Raw genomic sequence first — 17,229 nt, 5'->3', positions numbered from 1 at the left:
GCTGCACACCGCGCAGGAAGGTCGGAGTCCATGCCCTCATTCCGCGCCTTGCCACCGGCTTTGCGGTCGACCGCAAAGCCCCGGCCCGCGGAGCCCGATGCCAGGACGATCCATGTCCCGGTGGCGCGAGCGATGGTCGATTGCGGCGTGTACTGCGGTGGCGACCGGTTGCCCGGCAAATACACCCACGCCGGGGCGCTGAACAAGGTCCGCGAGTTGCAGTCAGCGGGTCAGAAGGCGTTCGTCTGGATCGGCCTGCACGAGCCCGACGAATTCCAGATGCAGTCGGTCGCAGACGTTTTCGGATTACACGAGCTCGCTGTCGAGGACGCGGTGCACGCGCATCAGCGGCCCAAGCTGGAGCGCTACGACAAGACGCTGTTCCTGGTGCTCAAGACCATCAACTATGTCGAGCACGAGTCGGTGGCACTGGCCCGCGAGATCGTCGAGACCGGCGAGATCATGATCTTCGTCGGGCCGGATTTCGTGGTCACGGTCCGGCACGGCGAACACGGCGGGCTCGCGGGCGTGCGAAAACGGCTCGAGTCCTCGCCGGCCATCCTCAAACTCGGACCGTTCGCGGTCATGCACGCGATCGCCGATCACGTGGTGGACAGCTACCTCGACGTGACCGATCTGATGGAAACCGACATCGACGCCATGGAGGAGGACATCTTCTCCCCCCGCACGCACACCAACATCGAATGCATCTACCTGCTCAAGCGCGAAGTCGTCGAGATGCGCCGCGCAGTGGCACCGTTGACCCTTGCGCTGGCGCGGTTGCTGACCGACCACAACGACCTGATCTCGGTCGAGGTGCGCAGGTACATGCGCGACGTGCACGACCACAATGTGCAGGCCTCCGATCGCGTCACGAGCTACGACGAGATGCTCAGCTCGCTGGTGCAGGCAGCGCTGGGCAAGGTCGCCATGCAGCAGAACGTGGACATGCGCAAGATCTCCGCGTGGGTGGCGATCGCCGCCGTGCCGACCGCGATGGCCGGGATCTACGGGATGAACTTCGAGCACATGCCCGAATTGCAGTGGACCTGGGGCTATCCCGCCGTACTGCTGGCGATGGCGACCATCTGCTTCGTGCTGTACCGCACCTTCCGCCACAACGACTGGCTCTAGCCCCGATCAGCTGGGACTGGCCGCCCTTCGGGCCGGATCGAGTACGTCGACACCGTCGGTCTGCCACGCCTCGCGCATCGCATCCGCGCCCTTGAGGCGCACCCAGGCCGCCTCGGTGGCGGTGATCGGCGTGGCCGAGAACACCTTCACCGCAGACAGCGGGTCGGGCAGGGTCACCTCACCGATATCGCTGGGGCCCAGCAGGAATGCGCTGAACGGTGCGGAGTCGAACAACTGCGTCTCCAGGTCGATGAGTGCGTCGGCCTCCAGCACCAGCCCCTCCACGGCAGGCGCGGCAGCCAGGACCGCGAGCGACCGGGCCAGGCCGCCCGGGGTGGGGCCTCGCAGCGACAGCACCACCTCGGCCCGCGGACCATGGATCGGGTCGGAGACCAGTTCGGTCGGATCGAACATCGGGTGACGCGAACAGCCCAGCGTCACATAGTGATACAGATCCATGCCGGAACCGTCGGCACCGACCCGCGGGTCCGGCCCGAACCGCAGCACGTCGATGCGCTCGGTGCCAAGGAAGGTGACGCTGGCGCTGACGGGTTCCGCGGTGATGCCCTCCGCGCCGAAGTACTCGACGACGTGGGCGCGAACGGCAGCCAGGACGTCGATCACTCTTCTGTCGGTTCTCCGGCCGGCTCGACCGACTCGGCGGGCTCGGCGGGTTCTGGTTCCTCGGCTCCGTCGGTCTCGGGCTCCTCGGCCACCACGGGTTCGGCGCGGGTCAGGTTCGCCCCGGTTTCGGCGTCGAAGATCACCAGCTTGGAGGTGTCGAACGCCAGCTGGATCTGCTGGCCGTTGGCCACCGTGGATTCTGCCGACACCCGAGCCACGAACTCGTTGACACCGCCCCCGGAATCCGCGGCCAACTCGGCGAGCTGCGCCGCCTCGGCACCGGCACCGTCGATGGTGAAGTGCACATACTTGTCCGCACCGAGCGACTCGACGATGTCGGCACGCACCGGGAAGGTCAGGGCCCGGATCCGCGCGTACCCGTCGAGCAACGACGCGTCCTCGAGCTGCTCGGGACGGATTCCGACGATGATGTTGTCGGGCCTGGGCTGACGTGCCAGCAGATCGTGCACCTGCTGGGTCAGGGTGACGTCGCCGAACGGCAGCCGCACCCCCACGTCGGTGAACGTGGCCGGGAAGAAGTTCATCGCCGGGGATCCGATGAAGCCGGCCACGAACAGGTTCGCCGGGTTGTTGTACAGCTCGTCGGGCGTGCCGATCTGCTGGATCTCGCCGGCCAGCAACACCACAACCCGATCACCGAGCGTCATCGCCTCGGTTTGATCGTGCGTCACGTAGACCGTGGTGGTGCCCAACCGGCTCTGCAGCCGGGCGATCTCGGCCCGCATCTGCACGCGTAGCTTGGCGTCCAGGTTGCTCAGCGGCTCGTCCATCAGAAAAGCCTTGGGGCGGCGCACGATTGCCCGGCCCATCGCCACCCGCTGGCGCTGCCCGCCGGACAACTGGGCCGGCTTGCGGTCCAGCAGTTCGGTCAGGTCGAGGATCTTGGCGGTCTCCTCGACCTGGGCCGCGATCTCGTCCTTCTTGAGCTTGGCCAGGGTCAGCGGGAAGGCGATGTTCTGGCGCACGGTCATGTGCGGGTAGAGCGCGTAGGACTGGAACACCATCGCGATGTCGCGGTCCTTGGGCGCCTTCTCGTTCACCCGCTCCCCGCCGATGCGCAGCTCGCCCGACGAGATGTCCTCAAGCCCGGCAATCATGTTCAGGGTGGTCGACTTACCGCAGCCGGACGGCCCCACCAGGATGATGAACTCGCCGTCGGCGATGGTCATCGAGAACTGCTTGACGGCTTCCCTGGTGCCGCCTGCGCCGTCGGGGTAACTCTTGGTGACCCGGTCCAACACGATTTCGGCCATCCAATTACCCCTTTACCGCACCGGATGTCAGGCCAGCGACGATGCGCCGCTGGAAGATGAGAACAAAGATGATGATCGGGATGGTGATGACCATCGCGCCCGCCGCGATCGATCCGGTCGGCTCCTCGAACTGCGAACTGCCGGTGAAATTCGCGATCGCCACGGGCGCGGTGATCGCCCGCTGGGTCGCGGTCAGCGACAGCGCCAGCAGCAGGTCGTTCCACGCGAAGATGAAGACCAGGATGGCCGCGGTGACGATGCCCGGAGCAGCCAGCGGTGCGATCACCTTGCGGAAGGCCTGCGCCGGGGTGGCTCCGTCCATCTTGGCGGCCTTCTCCAGATCCCATGGGATCTCCCGGAAGAACGCCGACAGCGTGTAGATGGCCAGCGGCAGCGCGAAGGTGATGTACGGAATGATCAGACCGGGCCAGGTGTCGAACAGCCCGATGGTCCGCCACAGGTTGAAGATCGGTGTCACCAGCGAGATCTGGGGGAACATCGCGATCAGCAGGGCCACTCCCACCAACAGCTTCTTGCCGGGAAACTCCAGCCGTGCCACCGCATAGGCGGCCATGCCGCCGATCACCACGGCGATCACCGTGGTGATCAGTCCGATACCGATCGAGTTGATCAGCGCCGAGGTGAAGATGTTCCCGGTGAAGATGCCCTTGTAGTTCTCGAAGGTGATCTGTGACGGAATCAGCTTGCCGTCCTTGACACTTGACGTCGGCTTCAACGACAGCGAGAGGATCCACAACACCGGGATCAACGCGTACAGCACCACCAGGATGTTGACGACCGTCCACCCGGTGGCGCGCCGCGCCCCTATTCGCTCGGTCATCGATTCCCCTCCACCTCTGCACCGGGGGCCGACGCACCGAACAACTTGATGAAGACGAACGCGATGACCGCCACCGACAGGAAGATCAACACGCTGATGGCCGAACCCAATCCGAGGTTGAACGCCTTGAACAGGTTGTCATACCCGAGGATCGACACCGATCCGGTGTTGTTGGCGCCGCCGGTCAGCACGTAGATGTTGTCGAAGATCCGGAACGCGTCGAGGGTGCGGAACAGCAGCGCGACCAGGATGGCCGGTTTGATCAGGGGCAGAATCACTCTCACCAGCCGCGTCCAGGCTCCGGCGCCGTCGACCTGGGCCGCATTCAGCAGATCCTGCGGCACCAGCGCCAGGCCTGCCAGCAGCAGCAGTGCCATGAACGGCGTGGTCTTCCAGACCTCGGCGAGCACGATGATGGCCAGCGACGGCAGCTGTTCGGTCAACGGGGCGCTGCCGTCGGGCAACAGGTTGGCCAGGTAGCCGGTGCCCGGCGTCCAGGCGTAGTACCAGCTGTAGGAGGCCGCCACCGTCACGATCCCGTAGGGGATCAGCACCGCGGTGCGGACCATGCCCTTACCGAAGATGGTGCGGTGCATGACCAGTGCCAGAGCCATGCCGAGCACGAACTCGATCGTCACCGAGACGACCGTGATCGCCAGCGTCACCACGAACGCCGTCCACCAGTACCGGTCGGTGAGGATGGTCTGGTAGTTGGCGAAGCCGACGAAGGCCGTGTCGTCGGGGGCGGCCAGGTTGTAACGCTGCAGGCTCAGCCACACCGCGTAGCCGATCGGATAGGCGGTCACCGCGATCATCAGGATCACCGCGGGTGCGATCAGCGCGAACGCCAACTTGCGTTCGGAGGTGCTGTTCTCGCTGCGGCTCATGGAATCAGCCCCTTGCCGTCGATGGCCTTCTGCACCTGTTCGGTCAGCTCATCGGCGGTGTGCTCCGGGTCGATGTCGGTGATCGGGGCCAGGGTGGCCGAAATGCGGGTGGACACAGCCTGATACACCGGCGTCGCGGGGCGTACCGCGGCATTGGTCAACTGCTCGCGGATGATCGCGTACTGCGGGTACTTGGCCTGGAACGCCGGATCGTCGTAAAGCGACTCGCGCACCGCGGGCAACCCGCCCTCGACGGAGGTGTAGCGCTGGTTCTCGACGCTACGCAGGCAGCGGATGGCTTCGAACGCCTCGGCCTTGTGCCGGCTGGTCTTGGCCACCGCCAGGTTCAACCCGCCCAGGGTCACCCGGGCAGGCTGTTCCTCGCTGACGCCCGGATAGTTGGCGAACCCGAACACCTCTTTGCTCGCCTCGTATGCCGACTGGAACTGCTCGTCGGTCGGCGAGAAGGTGCCCAGATCGTTGATGGCACCGGCGAGATCGGCGCGCTCGTCGAGCGGCAGGAATTTCACGCCACCCTTGACGGCGTTCTCCAGCAGCGACGGCAGCACGAACGGCCAGTTGACCTCGAGCGCGGCCTTGCCCTGCTCGAGTGCGAGCCGGGCGGTCGCCTCATCGGTCTGGGTCACCGACGGATCGGCGCCGGGCGCTGTGGCAACCGATTTGATGATCTGCAGCGCCTTGACCGTCGCCGCGCGGTGCTCGGGCGTATCGGTAAGGGTGACGGTCTTGCCGTCCTCGGAGAGCACCTGACCCCCGGCACTGGCCAGCAGGGTGTTGAACCAGACCACCAAGCCCTCGTACTGCTTGGCCTGCACGGCAATCCAACTGGGCTTGCCCGCCGCGTGCAGGCGGTTGGCCTCGGACACCATGGCGTCCCACGTGGATGGCGGCTCATCCATCAAATCGGCCCGATACCACAACAATTGGGTGTTGGTGGTGATCGGCGATGCGTACAGCCGGCCTTGCCAGCGGGCGGTCTCCAGCGGTCCGGGCAGGGTGTTCGCCTCTGTATCGGACTCCGCCTCGCCCGCCGGGTCGTCGGACAGCGGGACGGCCCAACCGGCCTCGGCGAACTCGGCGGTCCAGACCACGTCGAGCGCCATGATGTCGAGAGTCTTGTCGTTACCGGTCAGCCGCCGGGCCAGCTGCAACCGTTGGTCGTCAGCGCCTTTCGGCAAACTCACCTGTTTGATGGTGAAACGGTCGCCGAGTTCGGCGTTGCAGCGTTTTGCCACGGCGGTGAAAGTCGCCATCTCGTTGGCCGGGGTGTAGTAGTTGATGACGATCCCGTCGTCGCTCTTACCACAAGCCGACACCACCGAGGCCGTCGCCAACGCGGCCACTGCCGCAGCACATAGCCGCCGAGCGCGCACCGCTGTGCCTCCGTCCGAGTAATCTGTCGCCGCCGGAGCGGCTCCCGCGCGCAAACCGTAGAGCCATGCCCGCGTATGTGCAACAGTTTGGGCGCGCCGCGTCGCAATCGTGACCTGCGCACCTTTGCCACCGGCTCCGGCCACGCCCGCCGCGGCGGGTCAGATCGTCAAGCGCGCCAGCAGATCCCGACCCTGTTCGGCACCCTGCGGATCGCACAGGACGTCGTAGCGGCCCGCGACCAGCTGCATGGTCGAACTGAAATCTCTTGTGCCGCGAGCCATCGCATACGGGATCGCCGAGGTGATCAGCCCGAAGAAGACACCGGCGATCAGACCGGTGAGCAGTGCGCTCCACGGGTTCGGACTGAAAAAGCCGAGGATCAGGCCGATGAACAAGCCGAGCCAGGCTCCCGACAGCACACCGCCGCCGAGCACCTTGGGCCAGCTCAGCCGCCCCGTGACCCGCTCGACCTGCATCAGATCCACTCCGACGATCGTCACCTGCTGCACAGGGAACTGTTGGTCGGACAAGTAGTCGACCGCACGCTGGGCTTCTGCGTATGTCGGATAGGAACCGATCGGCCAGCCTTTGGGCGGCGTCGGCAATGCGCCGCGCGCAGCGGGCGCGGCACCCGGTGTCTGACCGGACTGAAATGGGCTCGTCATATCGAACTTCACTCTCCTCCGCACCGCCCCCTCGGCGGCTGCTCTCGTTACAGCAACGCCCTCACACCGCATTTGGTGCCGACGTCACGCGCCCGGGGCGTCGCTGTCCGTGCGCTAGGTTGATCAGCATGACAAACGCGGACGGCAACGCGGGCGAAACGCCGCCATCCGACCCCGGCTCGCAGCCGTCTGAACCGCCGTCCAGCGGCTACGAAGCACCTTCCATCGAGCATTCCCAGGATCTGCCGCATTCCGGCCAGGCGCAACCGTCACACGAGTACGGCCCTCCCAGCTACGACGTCAGCCCGCCCTATCCGCCCGCGATCGACTATCCCGCGGACATCCCGCCCGACTACCCGCCACCGCCCGGATACCCGCAGGCGTTCCCGGGTGCCTCCGGCTATCCACCGCCCTACCCTCCGCCACCACCCGGCTATGCACCGCAGGGCTACGGCGCACCGGGGTATCCCGGCGGCTACGGATATCCCGGCGGCTATGGGGTCTATGGGATGTCGCCGTCCAACCCCACCAACACCGTGGCCATCGGATCGCTGGTGGCCTCGATCATGTCGCTGCCGCTGTTCGCGATGTGCGCGATCGGTCTGCTCGCCGGGCTGGTCGGGATCGCACTCGGGATCGTGGCGCTCAATCAGGTCAAGCGGAGCGGACAGCCGGGCCGGGGCCTGGCGATCGCCGGCATCGTCATCGGCGTACTCGGCACCGTCCTCAACGGAGGCTGGATCCTGCTCTTTGCGATCGGCGTGATGTCCGCGTAACGGCCGCACCGAATTACGCTGCGGCGCTACCCGATCCGGGTCAGTTCGGCGGACTGAACGGTTCGGCCAGCCGGCTCATCCCCGCCGCGCGGCCCTTGCCCGCGATCACCAGCGCCATCTTGCGGCTGGCCTCGTCGATCATCTCGTCGCCCAGCATCACCGCTCCCCTGGCCCCGCCGGCCTGCGAGGTGTGCCATTCGTAGGCATCCAGGATCAGCTCGGCGTGGTCGTAGTCGGCCTGGCGCGGGCTGAAGATCTCGTTGCCCGCCTCGATCTGGTCCGGATGCAGGACCCACTTGCCGTCGTAGCCCAGCGCCGCCGAACGGCCGGCCACCCGGCGGAACCCATCGACGTCGCGCACCTTCACGTAGGGCCCGTCGATCGCGTTGATACCGCGGCTGCGCGCGGCGATCAGGATGCGCATCAGTACGTGGTGGTGAGCATCGCCGATGTCGTATCCATCGGGCTGTCCACCGACCTCCAGGGTGCGCATGTTGAGGCTGGCCGCCATGTCCCCGGGCCCGAGTACCAGCGCCTGCACGCGCGGGGCCGACGCGATCGCGTCGATGTTGGTCAGCCCCTGGGCGTTCTCGATCTGCGCCTCGATGCCGATCCCGCCCGGCTCCAGGCCGTGGGCGGCCTCCAACTGACCGAGCAGCAGATCGAGCGCCTGGACGTGGGACACCTCGGTCACCTTGGGCAACACGATCAGATCGAGCCGGCCGCCGGCGGCGGCAACCCCGGTCACCACCTCGATCACGTCGGCGTAGGTCCACGGCGTGGTCCAGTCGTTGACCCGCACCCCGCGCAGCTGTCCGGCCCACCCGTCCTCGGCGAGTGCCGCCGCCACCTGCTTGCGGGCCGATTCCTTGGCCTCGGGCGCGACCGCGTCCTCCAGGTCGAGGAACACCTCGTCGGCGGGCAGGCTCTTGGCCTTCTCGATCATCTTCAGGCTGCTTCCCGGAACCGAGAGGCACGTTCTACGGGGTCGATACGTGTTGTCCACGACCACAGTCTCTACCCTTTAATCCATGGCGGCGGTGAACAGGGTCTACGCGGCCCGGCTGGCGGGGATGGTGGTGCTGGGCCCCGACGGGGAGTCCATCGGCCGTGTCCGCGATGTGGTGATCAGCATCAGTATCGTCCGCCAGCAACCGCGAGTTCTCGGCCTGGTGGTCGAATTGCTCACCCGGCGAAGGATTTTCGTTCCGATCCTGCGGGTGACCGCGATCGAGCCCGGTTCGGTGACGCTGGCCACCGGCAGTGTGTCACTCCGCCGCTTCGCTCAACGACCCGGCGAGGTACTGGTGTTGGGGCAGGTGCTGGAGACCCGGGTGCGGGTCGACGATCCGGATCTGCCGCAACTGGCCGGAATCGACGTCGTGGTAGTCGATCTGGGCATCGAACAGACCCGGACCCGGGACTGGGTGGTCACCCGGGTGGCGGTGCGTCCGCAGCGACGACTGGGACGGCGCACCAACATCCACGTCGTCGAGTGGCAGAACGTGCACGGGCTGACCCCTTCGGGTCTCGCGATGCCCGACCAGGGCGTGGCCTCACTGCTCGAGCAGTTCGAGGGTCAGCGCCCGGTCGAGGTGGCCGAGGCCCTGCGCGAACTACCGGTCAAGCGGCGCTACGAGCTGTACCGGGCGTTCGACGACGAGCGCCTGGCCGACGTACTGCAGGAGCTGCCCGAGGACGAGCAGGCCGCGGTGCTGCGCCAGCTGAACACCGAACGCGCCGCCGACGTGCTGGAGGCGATGGATCCCGATGACGCCGCCGACGTGCTGGGCTCCATGACGCCGGCCGATGCCGAGACGCTCCTGCGCAAGATGGATCCCGAGGACTCCGAAGACGTCCGCCGGCTGCTGGCCCACTCCCCCGACACCGCGGGCGGTTTGATGACCAGCGAGCCGGTGGTCCTGGCGCCCGACACCACCGTCGCCGAGGCGCTGGCACAGGTGCGCGATCCGGACCTCACCCCCGCGCTGGCCTCGATGGCCTTTGTCACCCGACCCCCCAGTGCCACGCCGACCGGCCGGTACCTCGGCTGCGTCCACCTGCAGCGGCTGCTGCGCGAACCGCCTGCGGCCCTGGTGAGCGGCATCGTCGACACCGACCTGCCGAGTCTGAGTCCGGCAGACTCGCTGGCCGCGGTGACCCGCTACTTCGCCGCGTACAACCTCGTCTGCGGGCCGGTGGTCGACGAGGAGAACCACCTGCTGGGAGCGGTGTCGGTGGACGACGTGCTCGACCACATGCTGCCGGACGACTGGCGCGAGCGCGATGAGCCCGAGATCCCGGTGGCGGGCTCATGAGCGAATCGACAGCGCGTCAGCGGTTGGACACCCCCCGTGGCACGCGCGGTTTCGGGCTGCACGTCGACGTGGAGGCGGTCGGTCAGTTCGGGGAATCCATCGCCCGGTTCCTCGGCACCGGCCGGTATCTCGCGATCCAGACGATCATCGTGTTGGTCTGGATCGCGCTGAACATCGGCGTCTTCACCTTTTCCTGGGATCCGTACCCGTTCATCCTGCTCAACCTGGCTTTTTCGACCCAGGCCGCCTACGCCGCCCCCCTGATCCTGCTGGCCCAGAACCGCCAGGAGAACCGGGACCGGGTCTCGCTGGAGGAAGACCGGCGCCGCGCCGAACAGACCAAGGCCGACACCGAGTACCTGGCCCGTGAGCTGGCATCGCTGCGACTGGCCGTCGGCGAGGTCGTCACCCGCGACTATCTGCGCCGTGAGCTGGAGGAACTGCGCGAGCTGATCGCCGAACTCGGACCTCAGATCGATACCGATCGCGCCACCCCGAGCAAAGCCGACGGCGGCGAGCGCCGGTCCAAACGCGGTGGTTGATATCGCTGTCCACCATTGTCGTAACAACGGAATCCTCGACTATGTATGGTGACTTGGTTCACAACATGACCAAAGCTGACTTAAGGACGGGTAAGTGCGCATAGGGGGAGGAGCGGCTATCGCAACCGCTCGGCGCCGTATGAGCCAGCTCGTGCGCTCGCCCGCGCTCGGCGTCGCCGTCCTGGCCCCCATCGTGTTGGTCGCCGGTGCCGGTTCCGCCGCCCCGGGCGCCGAGGTGTCGAATGCCGCGGTCACCCCGCTGGCCGCCGTCGCACCCAGGGTCGACCGCTCGGGTCCCGCGGTGGTCGCCGCAGCCAGGCCCCCGACGAACTTCCGCATCAAGCCGATGACGACCATCTCGGCTCCCCCACCCGCATTCGTCGTCAATACCCCTGGCGCCCTTGGCATTCCAGGAACATCCCTGAAGGCGTACCGCAACGCCGAGCGGATGATGGCCGCGGCCTTCCCCGGCTGCGGCATCAGCTGGAACCTGCTGGCCGGCATCGGACGGATCGAGTCGGGGCACGCCAACGGCGGCGCCACCGATGCCCGCGGCACCGCCGTCCGCCCGATCTACGGCCCCGCCCTCGACGGCACCTTGCCCGGCAACGAGATCATCATCCAGAGCGCGCAGGCCGGACGGATCTCGTACGTCCGGGCCATGGGACCGATGCAGTTCCTGCCGGGAACCTGGGCGCGGTACGCCTCCGACGGCGACGGTGACGGCAAGGCCGACGTGCAGAACGTGTTCGATTCGGCGCTGGCCGCGGCCCGCTACCTGTGCAGCGGCGGGCTCAACCTGCGCGATCAGTCCCAGGTCATGACGGCCATCCTCCGGTACAACAACTCCGTGGCCTACGCCCGCAACGTGTTGGGCTGGGCCGCGGCGTACGCCACCGGTGTGGTGCCCGTCGACCTGCCCGAGATCACCGGGTCCATTCCCCCGATCGGCGATTCCCATCTGGACAATCCGGAAGGGCTCGGCCCGGGTCTGCCCGCCGATGCCACCGGGCTGCCCGCAGGCGATCCGCTGGCCCTGATTCCGCTGCTCAACCGCAATGAGACCGGCACCCAGAACGTTCCCGGATTCGCGCCGGGGCAGGTGCTCGGCCCGTTGCCCGGTCCGGCCCAGGCCATCCCGTCGGAGACGCCGCCGGCCGCCCCGCCGCCATGGGTCCCGCCGTGGGAGCAACCGCGTCAGCCCGCCTGTGTGGTGTTCTGCCTCGGCGAGCAGGCGCCACCGCCGCCCGCCCCCGGGCCCGCACTCGGGCCTGCACCGCAACAAGCTCCGCCGCCAGGGCCGGGACCCGCCCAGATTGCCCCGTTGGCCCCGGCTCCGGCCCCTGCTCCGGCTCCCGCTGCCGCCCCCGGCCCCGTGCCGGCCGGCCCGCCGATCGAGGCCGCGCCCGCCGTTCCCGGACTCGGCCCGGCACCCGGACCCGCCCCTGGGCCTGCCCCGGGCCCGGCCTGACGCCTGTCTGAAGCTGGCCTGGATCCGGAGGCGTGTGCCGCCGCCGTAGACTCGGCGGTGATGTCCGAATCTGCCACTGAGCTGCAATCCGCGGTTCGCGCCGCGCTGGCCAAGGTGATCGACCCCGAATTGCGGAAGCCGATCACCGAAGTCGGCATGGTCAAGAACATCTCGATCGAGGCCGACCACGGCGTGCATGTCGAGATCTATCTGACCACCGCGGCCTGCCCGAAGAAGAACGAGATCGCCGACCTGGTGAAGGCGGCCGTCACCGACGTTCCCGGCACCGGCGCCGTCAAGGTGAGCCTGGACGTGATGAACGACGAGCAGCGCGCCGAGTTGCGCAAGCTGCTGCGTGGCGATTCGCGCGAACCGGTGATCCCGTTCGCCCAGCCCAACTCGCTGACCCGGGTCTATGCGGTGGCCTCCGGGAAGGGCGGCGTCGGCAAGTCCAGCGTGACGGTCAACCTGGCCGCCGCGATGGCCGCCCGTGGCCTGTCGGTCGGCCTGTTGGACGCCGACATCTACGGCCATTCGGTGCCGCGCATGATGGGCACCGTCGACCGGCCCACCCAGGTCGACTCGATGATCCTGCCGCCGATCGCCCACGACGTGAAGGTCATCTCGATCGCCATGTTCACCCAGGGCAACACTCCTGTGGTGTGGCGCGGGCCGATGCTGCACCGGGCCCTTCAGCAGTTCCTGGCCGACGTGTACTGGGGCGACCTGGACGTGTTGCTGCTCGATCTGCCGCCCGGCACGGGCGATATCGCCATCTCGGTGGCTCAGTTGATCCCGGGTGCCGAGATCCTGGTGGTGACCACTCCGCAGATGGCCGCGGCCGAGGTGGCCGAGCGGGCCGGCGCGATCGCGCTGCAGACCCGTCAGCGCATCGCGGGCGTGGTGGAGAACATGTCGGGCCTGCAGATGCCCGACGGCACCGTCATGCAGCTGTTCGGTGAGGGCGGTGGCCGTCAGGTGGCCGAGTCGCTGACCCGCTCGGTCGGCGCCGAGGTGCCGCTGCTGGGTCAGGTCCCGCTGGACCCGGCGCTCGTCGCAGCAGGCGACTCCGGTGTCCCGCTGGTGTTGTCGGCCCCCGAGTCAGCGGCAGGCGCCGAGCTGCGCAAGATCGCCGAGGGGTTGTCGGCACGCAAGCGCGGCCTGGCCGGGATGTCTCTGGGCCTCGATACCGCTCGTCGCTAGGTGGCGTCGGGGTCGAACGTCGTTCCGGCCGGCTTGTCCGCCGGTGTGGCGGGCGGATCGGCCGCAGGCTGCCCATTGAGAGCGTCCATCTGCCGGTCGCCGGGTACCGACGGCTGATCGTTCTTGCGGTCGTCGAAGGCACCGGTCAGGAACGAATCGTCGCCGTCGAGCAGATGCTTGGTGATCGCCGCCCGCGGCGTCATGCCACGCAGCTTCTGCAATTCGGCAAGGGGCTGGCGGAGATCGTCGAACTCCGGGCCCAGGTCCTGGCGCAACTGGGTGGTGGCGCCGCTGACATAGTCACGTGCCTGGCGCAGGGCGCCCGATGTCCAGCGGATGGCACCGGGCAGGCGTTCGGGCCCCAGGATCACCAGACCGGCGATCACCAGGACCAGCATCTCTCCCCACCCGATGTTCGCGAACATCGCTACTGCGCTTTTTGATCGTCGCCGATCGGCGTGACCATGAACGTCATGGGCCGACCATCGCGGAGGACCTCGATCGGGGATTCCTGTCCGATCTTGAGCTGCCGCACCGCGACCACCATCTCATCGGCGTCGGCGACCTTACGGTCCCCGACCTTGACCACGACATCGTTCTCCAGGATGCCGGCCTTGTCGGCCGGGCCACCGGCGTTGACGTTGCGGACCTGAGCACCCGAGGCCACGCTGTTGCTCACCGTGACGGCGCTGAGCAACAACGTCGGATGCGCGACCTTGCCGTCCTTGATCAGGTTCTCGACGACCTGCTTGACCTCGTTGACCGGGATGGCGAAACCGAGGCCACTGGCGCTGTCCGACAAGGACTTTCCGGCCGTGTTGATCCCGATCACCTCAGAGGACATGTTGATCAGCGGGCCACCGGAGTTGCCGTGGTTGATCGAGGCATCGGTCTGAAGCCCGTCGATCACGGTGTCGGTGTCGGAACCTTCACCCGAGAGCGGCACCGGCCGGTGCAGCGCGCTGATGATGCCGTGGGTGACCGTGCTGCGCAGCCCCAGCGGGGCGCCGGCCGCGATGACTTCCTCGCCGACACGCACCTTCTCGGAGTCGCCCATCCGCGCCACGACGAGGTTGTCGACGTTGTCGACCTTGAGCACCGCCAGGTCGGTCTTGGGGTCACGGCCGACCAGGTTGGCCGGTACTTCCTTGCCGTCGTTGAACACCACGGTGATCTGGTAGTCGGCCGGCTTGCTCGCGGCATCGGAGATCACGTGGTTGTTGGTGACGATGTAGCCCTTGCCGTCGACGACGACGCCGGAGCCCTGGGAGCCCTCGGTCTTGCTCTTGGCCTCGATGGTGACCACCGAGTCCTCGACCGCCGAGGCGACCGTGGCGAACCGCCCGGCGTCCGGCGACGGGAGGTCACCGGTCTCCAGCGTCACCTTGGAGGTGGTGAACGCCTGCACGGTCCCTGCCGTCTTCTGCCCGACCCAGCCGCCGATGAAGGCGATCAGCCCGGCCACGATGAACAGGATGACCAGCGACGGCCACGACACCCGGCCGCCGAAAAGCACCTCGCGGGCGCCCAGCTTGCCGATCGGGGCGGCCACGATCACCGGTGCGGCCGGTGCCTGCGCGGGCGTGCCCAGCGCCGGGATCGCGCCCGGGTCGCGCCACGGATCGTCGAAATCGTCGTCACCGGCGTTCTTCTCGGCCTCCAGCGCGCCGGCGTCGGTCGGGTGGCGCTGCAGTGAGTCTCCGGCGCCGCCGGGGCGGCCGAAGGCCTCGGCCAGCACGGGGTCGGGCGGTTGGTCCTTAGGGGCGTACTCGCCCTGGTCCTGGTACTTCTCCGCGCCGAGGAACGAGCCATCGACACCGTCGGGACGGCCGAATGTGCGCTGCGACAACTGGTCGACGGGTGGCCGCTCGACAGGGCGCGGTTCCAGACGGCCGCTCTCGTCGGACTGGTCCTGGTTGGTCACCGGTGTATCACTCTCTGTCAGAGCGCCCGCCCCAGCCAGATAGGCCGACGCCGGTCACTGATCGCCTTGGGGTCAAGCCTACCGGCGCTTACGCCGACTCCGCGTCGGGTCATCAGCAAACTGGGGCTGTTCACCGACCTCCGCCGAAGACTGCGGGCTGTGGTGCGGTATCTGCGACAACAACCCCAACAGCGAATTCGGAATCGCTATCGGACAGGAGTCCCGCAATGCGGCCCGGGCCTGGCCCTGGGCATCGACCTCGGCCGCGCAGTCCGGGCACAGGGACAAGTGGTGTGCGGCGCGCAGATGAGCGCTCATCCGCAGCTCACCATCGACGAAGGCCGCGATGGCCTCGGTCGAGAGGTGCTCGGTGGAACGGAACTGACGAGGTGCACCCACGGGTGCATCGCTCTGCGAGGCGAACTGCGCAGGCAACCAGGAGAATGCCCGACGGAACACATGTCCCGGGTCGACCATCGCCCAGCTCCTCTCGCCACGACCAAATGTCCTGACCCGAATGTAGCGCGACCGGGCGCGCTGAACACCAACCACCGCTAGGCGGATTTGGCGGTTTCCGGCGAGTTCTTCGCCAGGTACTCGCGCAGCGCCTGCCGACCGCGGTGAATGCGGCTGCGCACGGTGCCGAGCTTCACTCCCAGCGTGGCGCCGATTTCCTCGTAGGACAGACCCTCGATGTCACACAGGACGACCGCGGCGCGGAACTCCGGAGCCAGCGAGTCCAGGGCGGCCTGGAGATCGGCCCCCAGCCGCGAGTCGTGGTAGATCTGCTCGGGGTTCGGGTCGTCGGCGGGCACCCGGTCGTAGTCCTCGGGCAGCGCTTCCATGCGGATGCGGCCACGGCGACGAACCATGTCCAGGAACAGGTTGGTGGTGATGCGGTGCAACCACCCCTCGAAGGTTCCCGGCTGGTAGTTCTGCACCGAGCGGAACACCCGGATGAAGGTCTCCTGGGTCAGGTCCTCGGCATCGTGCTGGTTGCCCGAGAGGCGGTAGGCCAGCCGGTACACCCGATCCGCGTGTTGGCGCACCAGCTCGTCCCATGACGGCATAGCGGCCTGATCGCCGGTGGCGTCGAAGACCGCGGTACCGGTCAATTCGTCGGACGGCTCGACCCATTCGCCGGTGGTGAACTGTTCGAGATGTGCCATGGTCACCGGGGCGGCCTGGGTGGCGGGGTTCGAGGTAACAGCGTTCGCGCTCGTCGGATCCTCCTGATCACAGATTTCACCCAGCTCAACACGACTGATGGCTTCGTTATTCCGATTGCTGTCCTGGTTGTGCTGGGCAATGCGCCAGCGGGCGCCGTGTTCCATGCGGATACCGTTCCTGATCCCGGTGAGGCGGAGATATGAGCAATCTGAACTTTCCCTGAGAATGCCGACGACACGTCCGGTTACCTGCCCGAACCAGCGAATTTCCGGTGGTGATAACCGCCACGCACGGGCGTGTCGCGGCAGCGCCCCCTGCGTCTGGCCTACGCTGCGGGCATGGCCAGCTCCAACCCCGGTCGCGCCGAGGCGATCGTCACGCATGCCGAACGGTCGATCTCCGAAGACGAGATCGTCGCGGCCGCGCGTGAGCGGGCCGAGGAACTCGGCGCGGGCGCGGTCACGCCGGCCGTGGGAGCGTTGCTGAGCGTCCTCGCTCGGCTCACCGGCGGCCGGGCAGTGGTCGAGGTCGGCACCGGGGCCGGGGTCAGCGGGTTGTGGCTGTTGTCCGGCATGAGCGACGACGGCGTGCTGACCACGATCGACGTGGAACCGGAGCACCAGCGCATCGCCAAGCAGGGTTTCACCGAGGCCGGCGTCGGCCCCGGGCGGACCCGGCTGATCAGCGGTCGCGCCCAGGAGGTGCTGACCCGCCTGGCCGACGAATCCTACGACCTGGTGTTCATCGACGCCGAACCCGTCGACCAGCCGCAGTTCGTGGCCGAAGGGGTGCGCCTCCTGCGTTCCGGCGGTGCGATCGTGTTGCACCGTGCTGCACTCGGCGGCCGGGCCGGCGACGCCTCGGCCAACGATGCCGAGGTCAGCGCCGTGCGTGAAGCGGCCCGGCTCATCGCCGAGGACGAGCGACTGACCCCCGTGCTGATCCCGCTGGGCGATGGCCTGTTGGCCGCCGCTCGCGACTGACTTTCCCGACCCTTCCCGGCCT

At 67.6% G+C, this 17,229-nt stretch carries 18 protein-coding genes; 7 read left to right on the top strand and 11 right to left on the bottom strand.

Going from position 1 to position 17,229, the window contains the following annotated elements:
• Positions 1 to 30: 30 nt before the first annotated feature.
• Positions 31 to 1,134, top strand: a complete 1,104-nt coding sequence (corA, locus tag ACNQR1_RS12180) for a magnesium/cobalt transporter CorA (protein WP_418046290.1) — start codon at positions 31 to 33, stop codon at positions 1,132 to 1,134.
• A gap of 6 nt (positions 1,135 to 1,140) precedes the next feature.
• Here the strand turns inward: corA and ACNQR1_RS12175 are convergent, their stop codons facing one another.
• From ACNQR1_RS12175 to ACNQR1_RS12150, 6 genes are all read right to left on the bottom strand, one after another.
• Complete coding sequence (locus ACNQR1_RS12175; protein ID WP_418046289.1) at positions 1,141 to 1,758, bottom strand: suppressor of fused domain protein; 618 nt, start codon at positions 1,756 to 1,758, stop codon at positions 1,141 to 1,143.
• Entirely contained in the window at positions 1,755 to 3,032 is a 1,278-nt protein-coding gene (locus tag ACNQR1_RS12170) for an ABC transporter ATP-binding protein (protein ID WP_418046288.1), read from the bottom strand. The genes ACNQR1_RS12175 and ACNQR1_RS12170 overlap by 4 nt, the downstream gene beginning before the upstream one ends.
• Before the next feature lie 4 nt (positions 3,033 to 3,036).
• Positions 3,037 to 3,861: a carbohydrate ABC transporter permease gene (locus ACNQR1_RS12165; protein WP_418050345.1), complete on the bottom strand. Its 825-nt coding sequence runs from the start codon at positions 3,859 to 3,861 to the stop codon at positions 3,037 to 3,039.
• Between the two features lie 8 nt (positions 3,862 to 3,869).
• A complete protein-coding gene (locus ACNQR1_RS12160) occupies positions 3,870 to 4,760 on the bottom strand; it encodes a carbohydrate ABC transporter permease (protein ID WP_418046287.1) in 891 nt (296 codons plus the stop codon).
• Positions 4,757 to 6,154 (bottom strand): ABC transporter substrate-binding protein, encoded by a 1,398-nt coding sequence (locus tag ACNQR1_RS12155; RefSeq protein ID WP_418046286.1) that lies wholly within the window; start codon positions 6,152 to 6,154, stop codon positions 4,757 to 4,759. The genes ACNQR1_RS12160 and ACNQR1_RS12155 overlap by 4 nt, the downstream gene beginning before the upstream one ends.
• 159 nt (positions 6,155 to 6,313) lie before the next feature.
• A complete protein-coding gene (locus ACNQR1_RS12150) occupies positions 6,314 to 6,820 on the bottom strand; it encodes a general stress protein (protein WP_039323611.1) in 507 nt (168 codons plus the stop codon).
• 128 nt (positions 6,821 to 6,948) lie between these two features.
• Between ACNQR1_RS12150 and ACNQR1_RS12145 the strand changes: the two genes are divergently transcribed.
• On the top strand, positions 6,949 to 7,596 hold the full coding sequence (locus ACNQR1_RS12145; RefSeq protein WP_418046285.1) for a DUF4190 domain-containing protein: 648 nt from the start codon (positions 6,949 to 6,951) through the stop codon (positions 7,594 to 7,596).
• Positions 7,597 to 7,636: 40 nt separating this feature from the next.
• Here ACNQR1_RS12145 and ACNQR1_RS12140 read toward each other — a convergent pair whose 3' ends face one another.
• A complete protein-coding gene (locus ACNQR1_RS12140; protein ID WP_418046284.1) occupies positions 7,637 to 8,602 on the bottom strand; it encodes an HpcH/HpaI aldolase/citrate lyase family protein in 966 nt (321 codons plus the stop codon).
• A gap of 25 nt (positions 8,603 to 8,627) precedes the next feature.
• Here ACNQR1_RS12140 and ACNQR1_RS12135 point away from each other — a divergent pair, with 25 nt between their 5' ends.
• The 4 genes from ACNQR1_RS12135 to ACNQR1_RS12120 all read left to right on the top strand — a co-directional run bounded on the left by ACNQR1_RS12135 (position 8,628) and on the right by ACNQR1_RS12120 (position 13,130).
• On the top strand, positions 8,628 to 9,914 hold the full coding sequence (locus ACNQR1_RS12135) for a magnesium transporter MgtE N-terminal domain-containing protein (protein WP_418046283.1): 1,287 nt from the start codon (positions 8,628 to 8,630) through the stop codon (positions 9,912 to 9,914).
• Complete coding sequence (locus ACNQR1_RS12130; protein WP_418046282.1) at positions 9,911 to 10,456, top strand: DUF1003 domain-containing protein; 546 nt, start codon at positions 9,911 to 9,913, stop codon at positions 10,454 to 10,456. The genes ACNQR1_RS12135 and ACNQR1_RS12130 overlap by 4 nt, the downstream gene beginning before the upstream one ends.
• 139 nt (positions 10,457 to 10,595) lie before the next feature.
• Positions 10,596 to 11,927, top strand: a complete 1,332-nt coding sequence (locus tag ACNQR1_RS12125; RefSeq protein WP_418046281.1) for a lytic transglycosylase domain-containing protein — start codon at positions 10,596 to 10,598, stop codon at positions 11,925 to 11,927.
• A gap of 60 nt (positions 11,928 to 11,987) precedes the next feature.
• On the top strand, positions 11,988 to 13,130 hold the full coding sequence (locus ACNQR1_RS12120; protein ID WP_418046280.1) for an Mrp/NBP35 family ATP-binding protein: 1,143 nt from the start codon (positions 11,988 to 11,990) through the stop codon (positions 13,128 to 13,130).
• Here ACNQR1_RS12120 and tatB read toward each other — a convergent pair.
• The 4 genes from tatB to sigE form a co-directional block, all read right to left on the bottom strand.
• A complete protein-coding gene (gene tatB, locus ACNQR1_RS12115; protein WP_418046279.1) occupies positions 13,127 to 13,555 on the bottom strand; it encodes a Sec-independent protein translocase protein TatB in 429 nt (142 codons plus the stop codon). The two genes, ACNQR1_RS12120 and tatB, sit on opposite strands and share 4 nt — an antisense overlap.
• Positions 13,556 to 13,557: 2 nt before the next feature.
• Complete coding sequence (locus tag ACNQR1_RS12110; protein WP_418046278.1) at positions 13,558 to 15,054, bottom strand: S1C family serine protease; 1,497 nt, start codon at positions 15,052 to 15,054, stop codon at positions 13,558 to 13,560.
• 78 nt (positions 15,055 to 15,132) lie between these two features.
• Positions 15,133 to 15,531 carry an anti-sigma E factor RseA gene (gene rseA / locus ACNQR1_RS12105; protein ID WP_418046277.1) on the bottom strand — a complete coding sequence of 133 codons (399 nt, stop codon included), beginning with the start codon at positions 15,529 to 15,531 and terminating at the stop codon, positions 15,133 to 15,135.
• 77 nt (positions 15,532 to 15,608) lie between these two features.
• Positions 15,609 to 16,388, bottom strand: coding sequence for an RNA polymerase sigma factor SigE (gene sigE / locus ACNQR1_RS12100; RefSeq protein WP_418046276.1), 780 nt, complete (start codon positions 16,386 to 16,388; stop codon positions 15,609 to 15,611).
• Positions 16,389 to 16,562: 174 nt separating this feature from the next.
• Here sigE and ACNQR1_RS12095 point away from each other — a divergent pair, with 174 nt between their 5' ends.
• Entirely contained in the window at positions 16,563 to 17,207 is a 645-nt protein-coding gene (locus ACNQR1_RS12095; RefSeq protein WP_418046275.1) for an O-methyltransferase, read from the top strand.
• Positions 17,208 to 17,229: the final 22 nt, after the last annotated feature.

The sequence above is a fragment of the Mycobacterium sp. 48b genome, assembly GCF_048282725.1.
GTDB lineage: Bacteria > Actinomycetota > Actinomycetes > Mycobacteriales > Mycobacteriaceae > Mycobacterium.
Note: the sequence above shows the minus strand (reverse complement) of the source record. Positions and strands in the feature narration are given on the sequence as shown.

What these genes read in the sequence shown, in the direction of transcription:
- ACNQR1_RS12160 (WP_418046287.1), bottom strand. Translation starts at nt 4,760, where the DNA reads ATGAGCCGCAGCGAGAACAGCACCTCCGAACGCAAGTTGGCGTTCGCG.
- corA (WP_418046290.1), top strand. Translation starts at nt 31, where the DNA reads ATGCCCTCATTCCGCGCCTTGCCACCGGCTTTGCGGTCGACCGCAAAG.
- ACNQR1_RS12150 (WP_039323611.1), bottom strand. Translation starts at nt 6,820, where the DNA reads ATGACGAGCCCATTTCAGTCCGGTCAGACACCGGGTGCCGCGCCCGCT.
- ACNQR1_RS12125 (WP_418046281.1), top strand. Translation starts at nt 10,596, where the DNA reads ATGAGCCAGCTCGTGCGCTCGCCCGCGCTCGGCGTCGCCGTCCTGGCC.
- ACNQR1_RS12135 (WP_418046283.1), top strand. Translation starts at nt 8,628, where the DNA reads ATGGCGGCGGTGAACAGGGTCTACGCGGCCCGGCTGGCGGGGATGGTG.
- ACNQR1_RS12095 (WP_418046275.1), top strand. Translation starts at nt 16,563, where the DNA reads ATGGCCAGCTCCAACCCCGGTCGCGCCGAGGCGATCGTCACGCATGCC.
- ACNQR1_RS12130 (WP_418046282.1), top strand. Translation starts at nt 9,911, where the DNA reads ATGAGCGAATCGACAGCGCGTCAGCGGTTGGACACCCCCCGTGGCACG.
- ACNQR1_RS12145 (WP_418046285.1), top strand. Translation starts at nt 6,949, where the DNA reads ATGACAAACGCGGACGGCAACGCGGGCGAAACGCCGCCATCCGACCCC.
- sigE (WP_418046276.1), bottom strand. Translation starts at nt 16,388, where the DNA reads ATGGAACACGGCGCCCGCTGGCGCATTGCCCAGCACAACCAGGACAGC.
- rseA (WP_418046277.1), bottom strand. Translation starts at nt 15,531, where the DNA reads ATGGTCGACCCGGGACATGTGTTCCGTCGGGCATTCTCCTGGTTGCCT.
- ACNQR1_RS12120 (WP_418046280.1), top strand. Translation starts at nt 11,988, where the DNA reads ATGTCCGAATCTGCCACTGAGCTGCAATCCGCGGTTCGCGCCGCGCTG.
- tatB (WP_418046279.1), bottom strand. Translation starts at nt 13,555, where the DNA reads ATGTTCGCGAACATCGGGTGGGGAGAGATGCTGGTCCTGGTGATCGCC.
- ACNQR1_RS12170 (WP_418046288.1), bottom strand. Translation starts at nt 3,032, where the DNA reads ATGGCCGAAATCGTGTTGGACCGGGTCACCAAGAGTTACCCCGACGGC.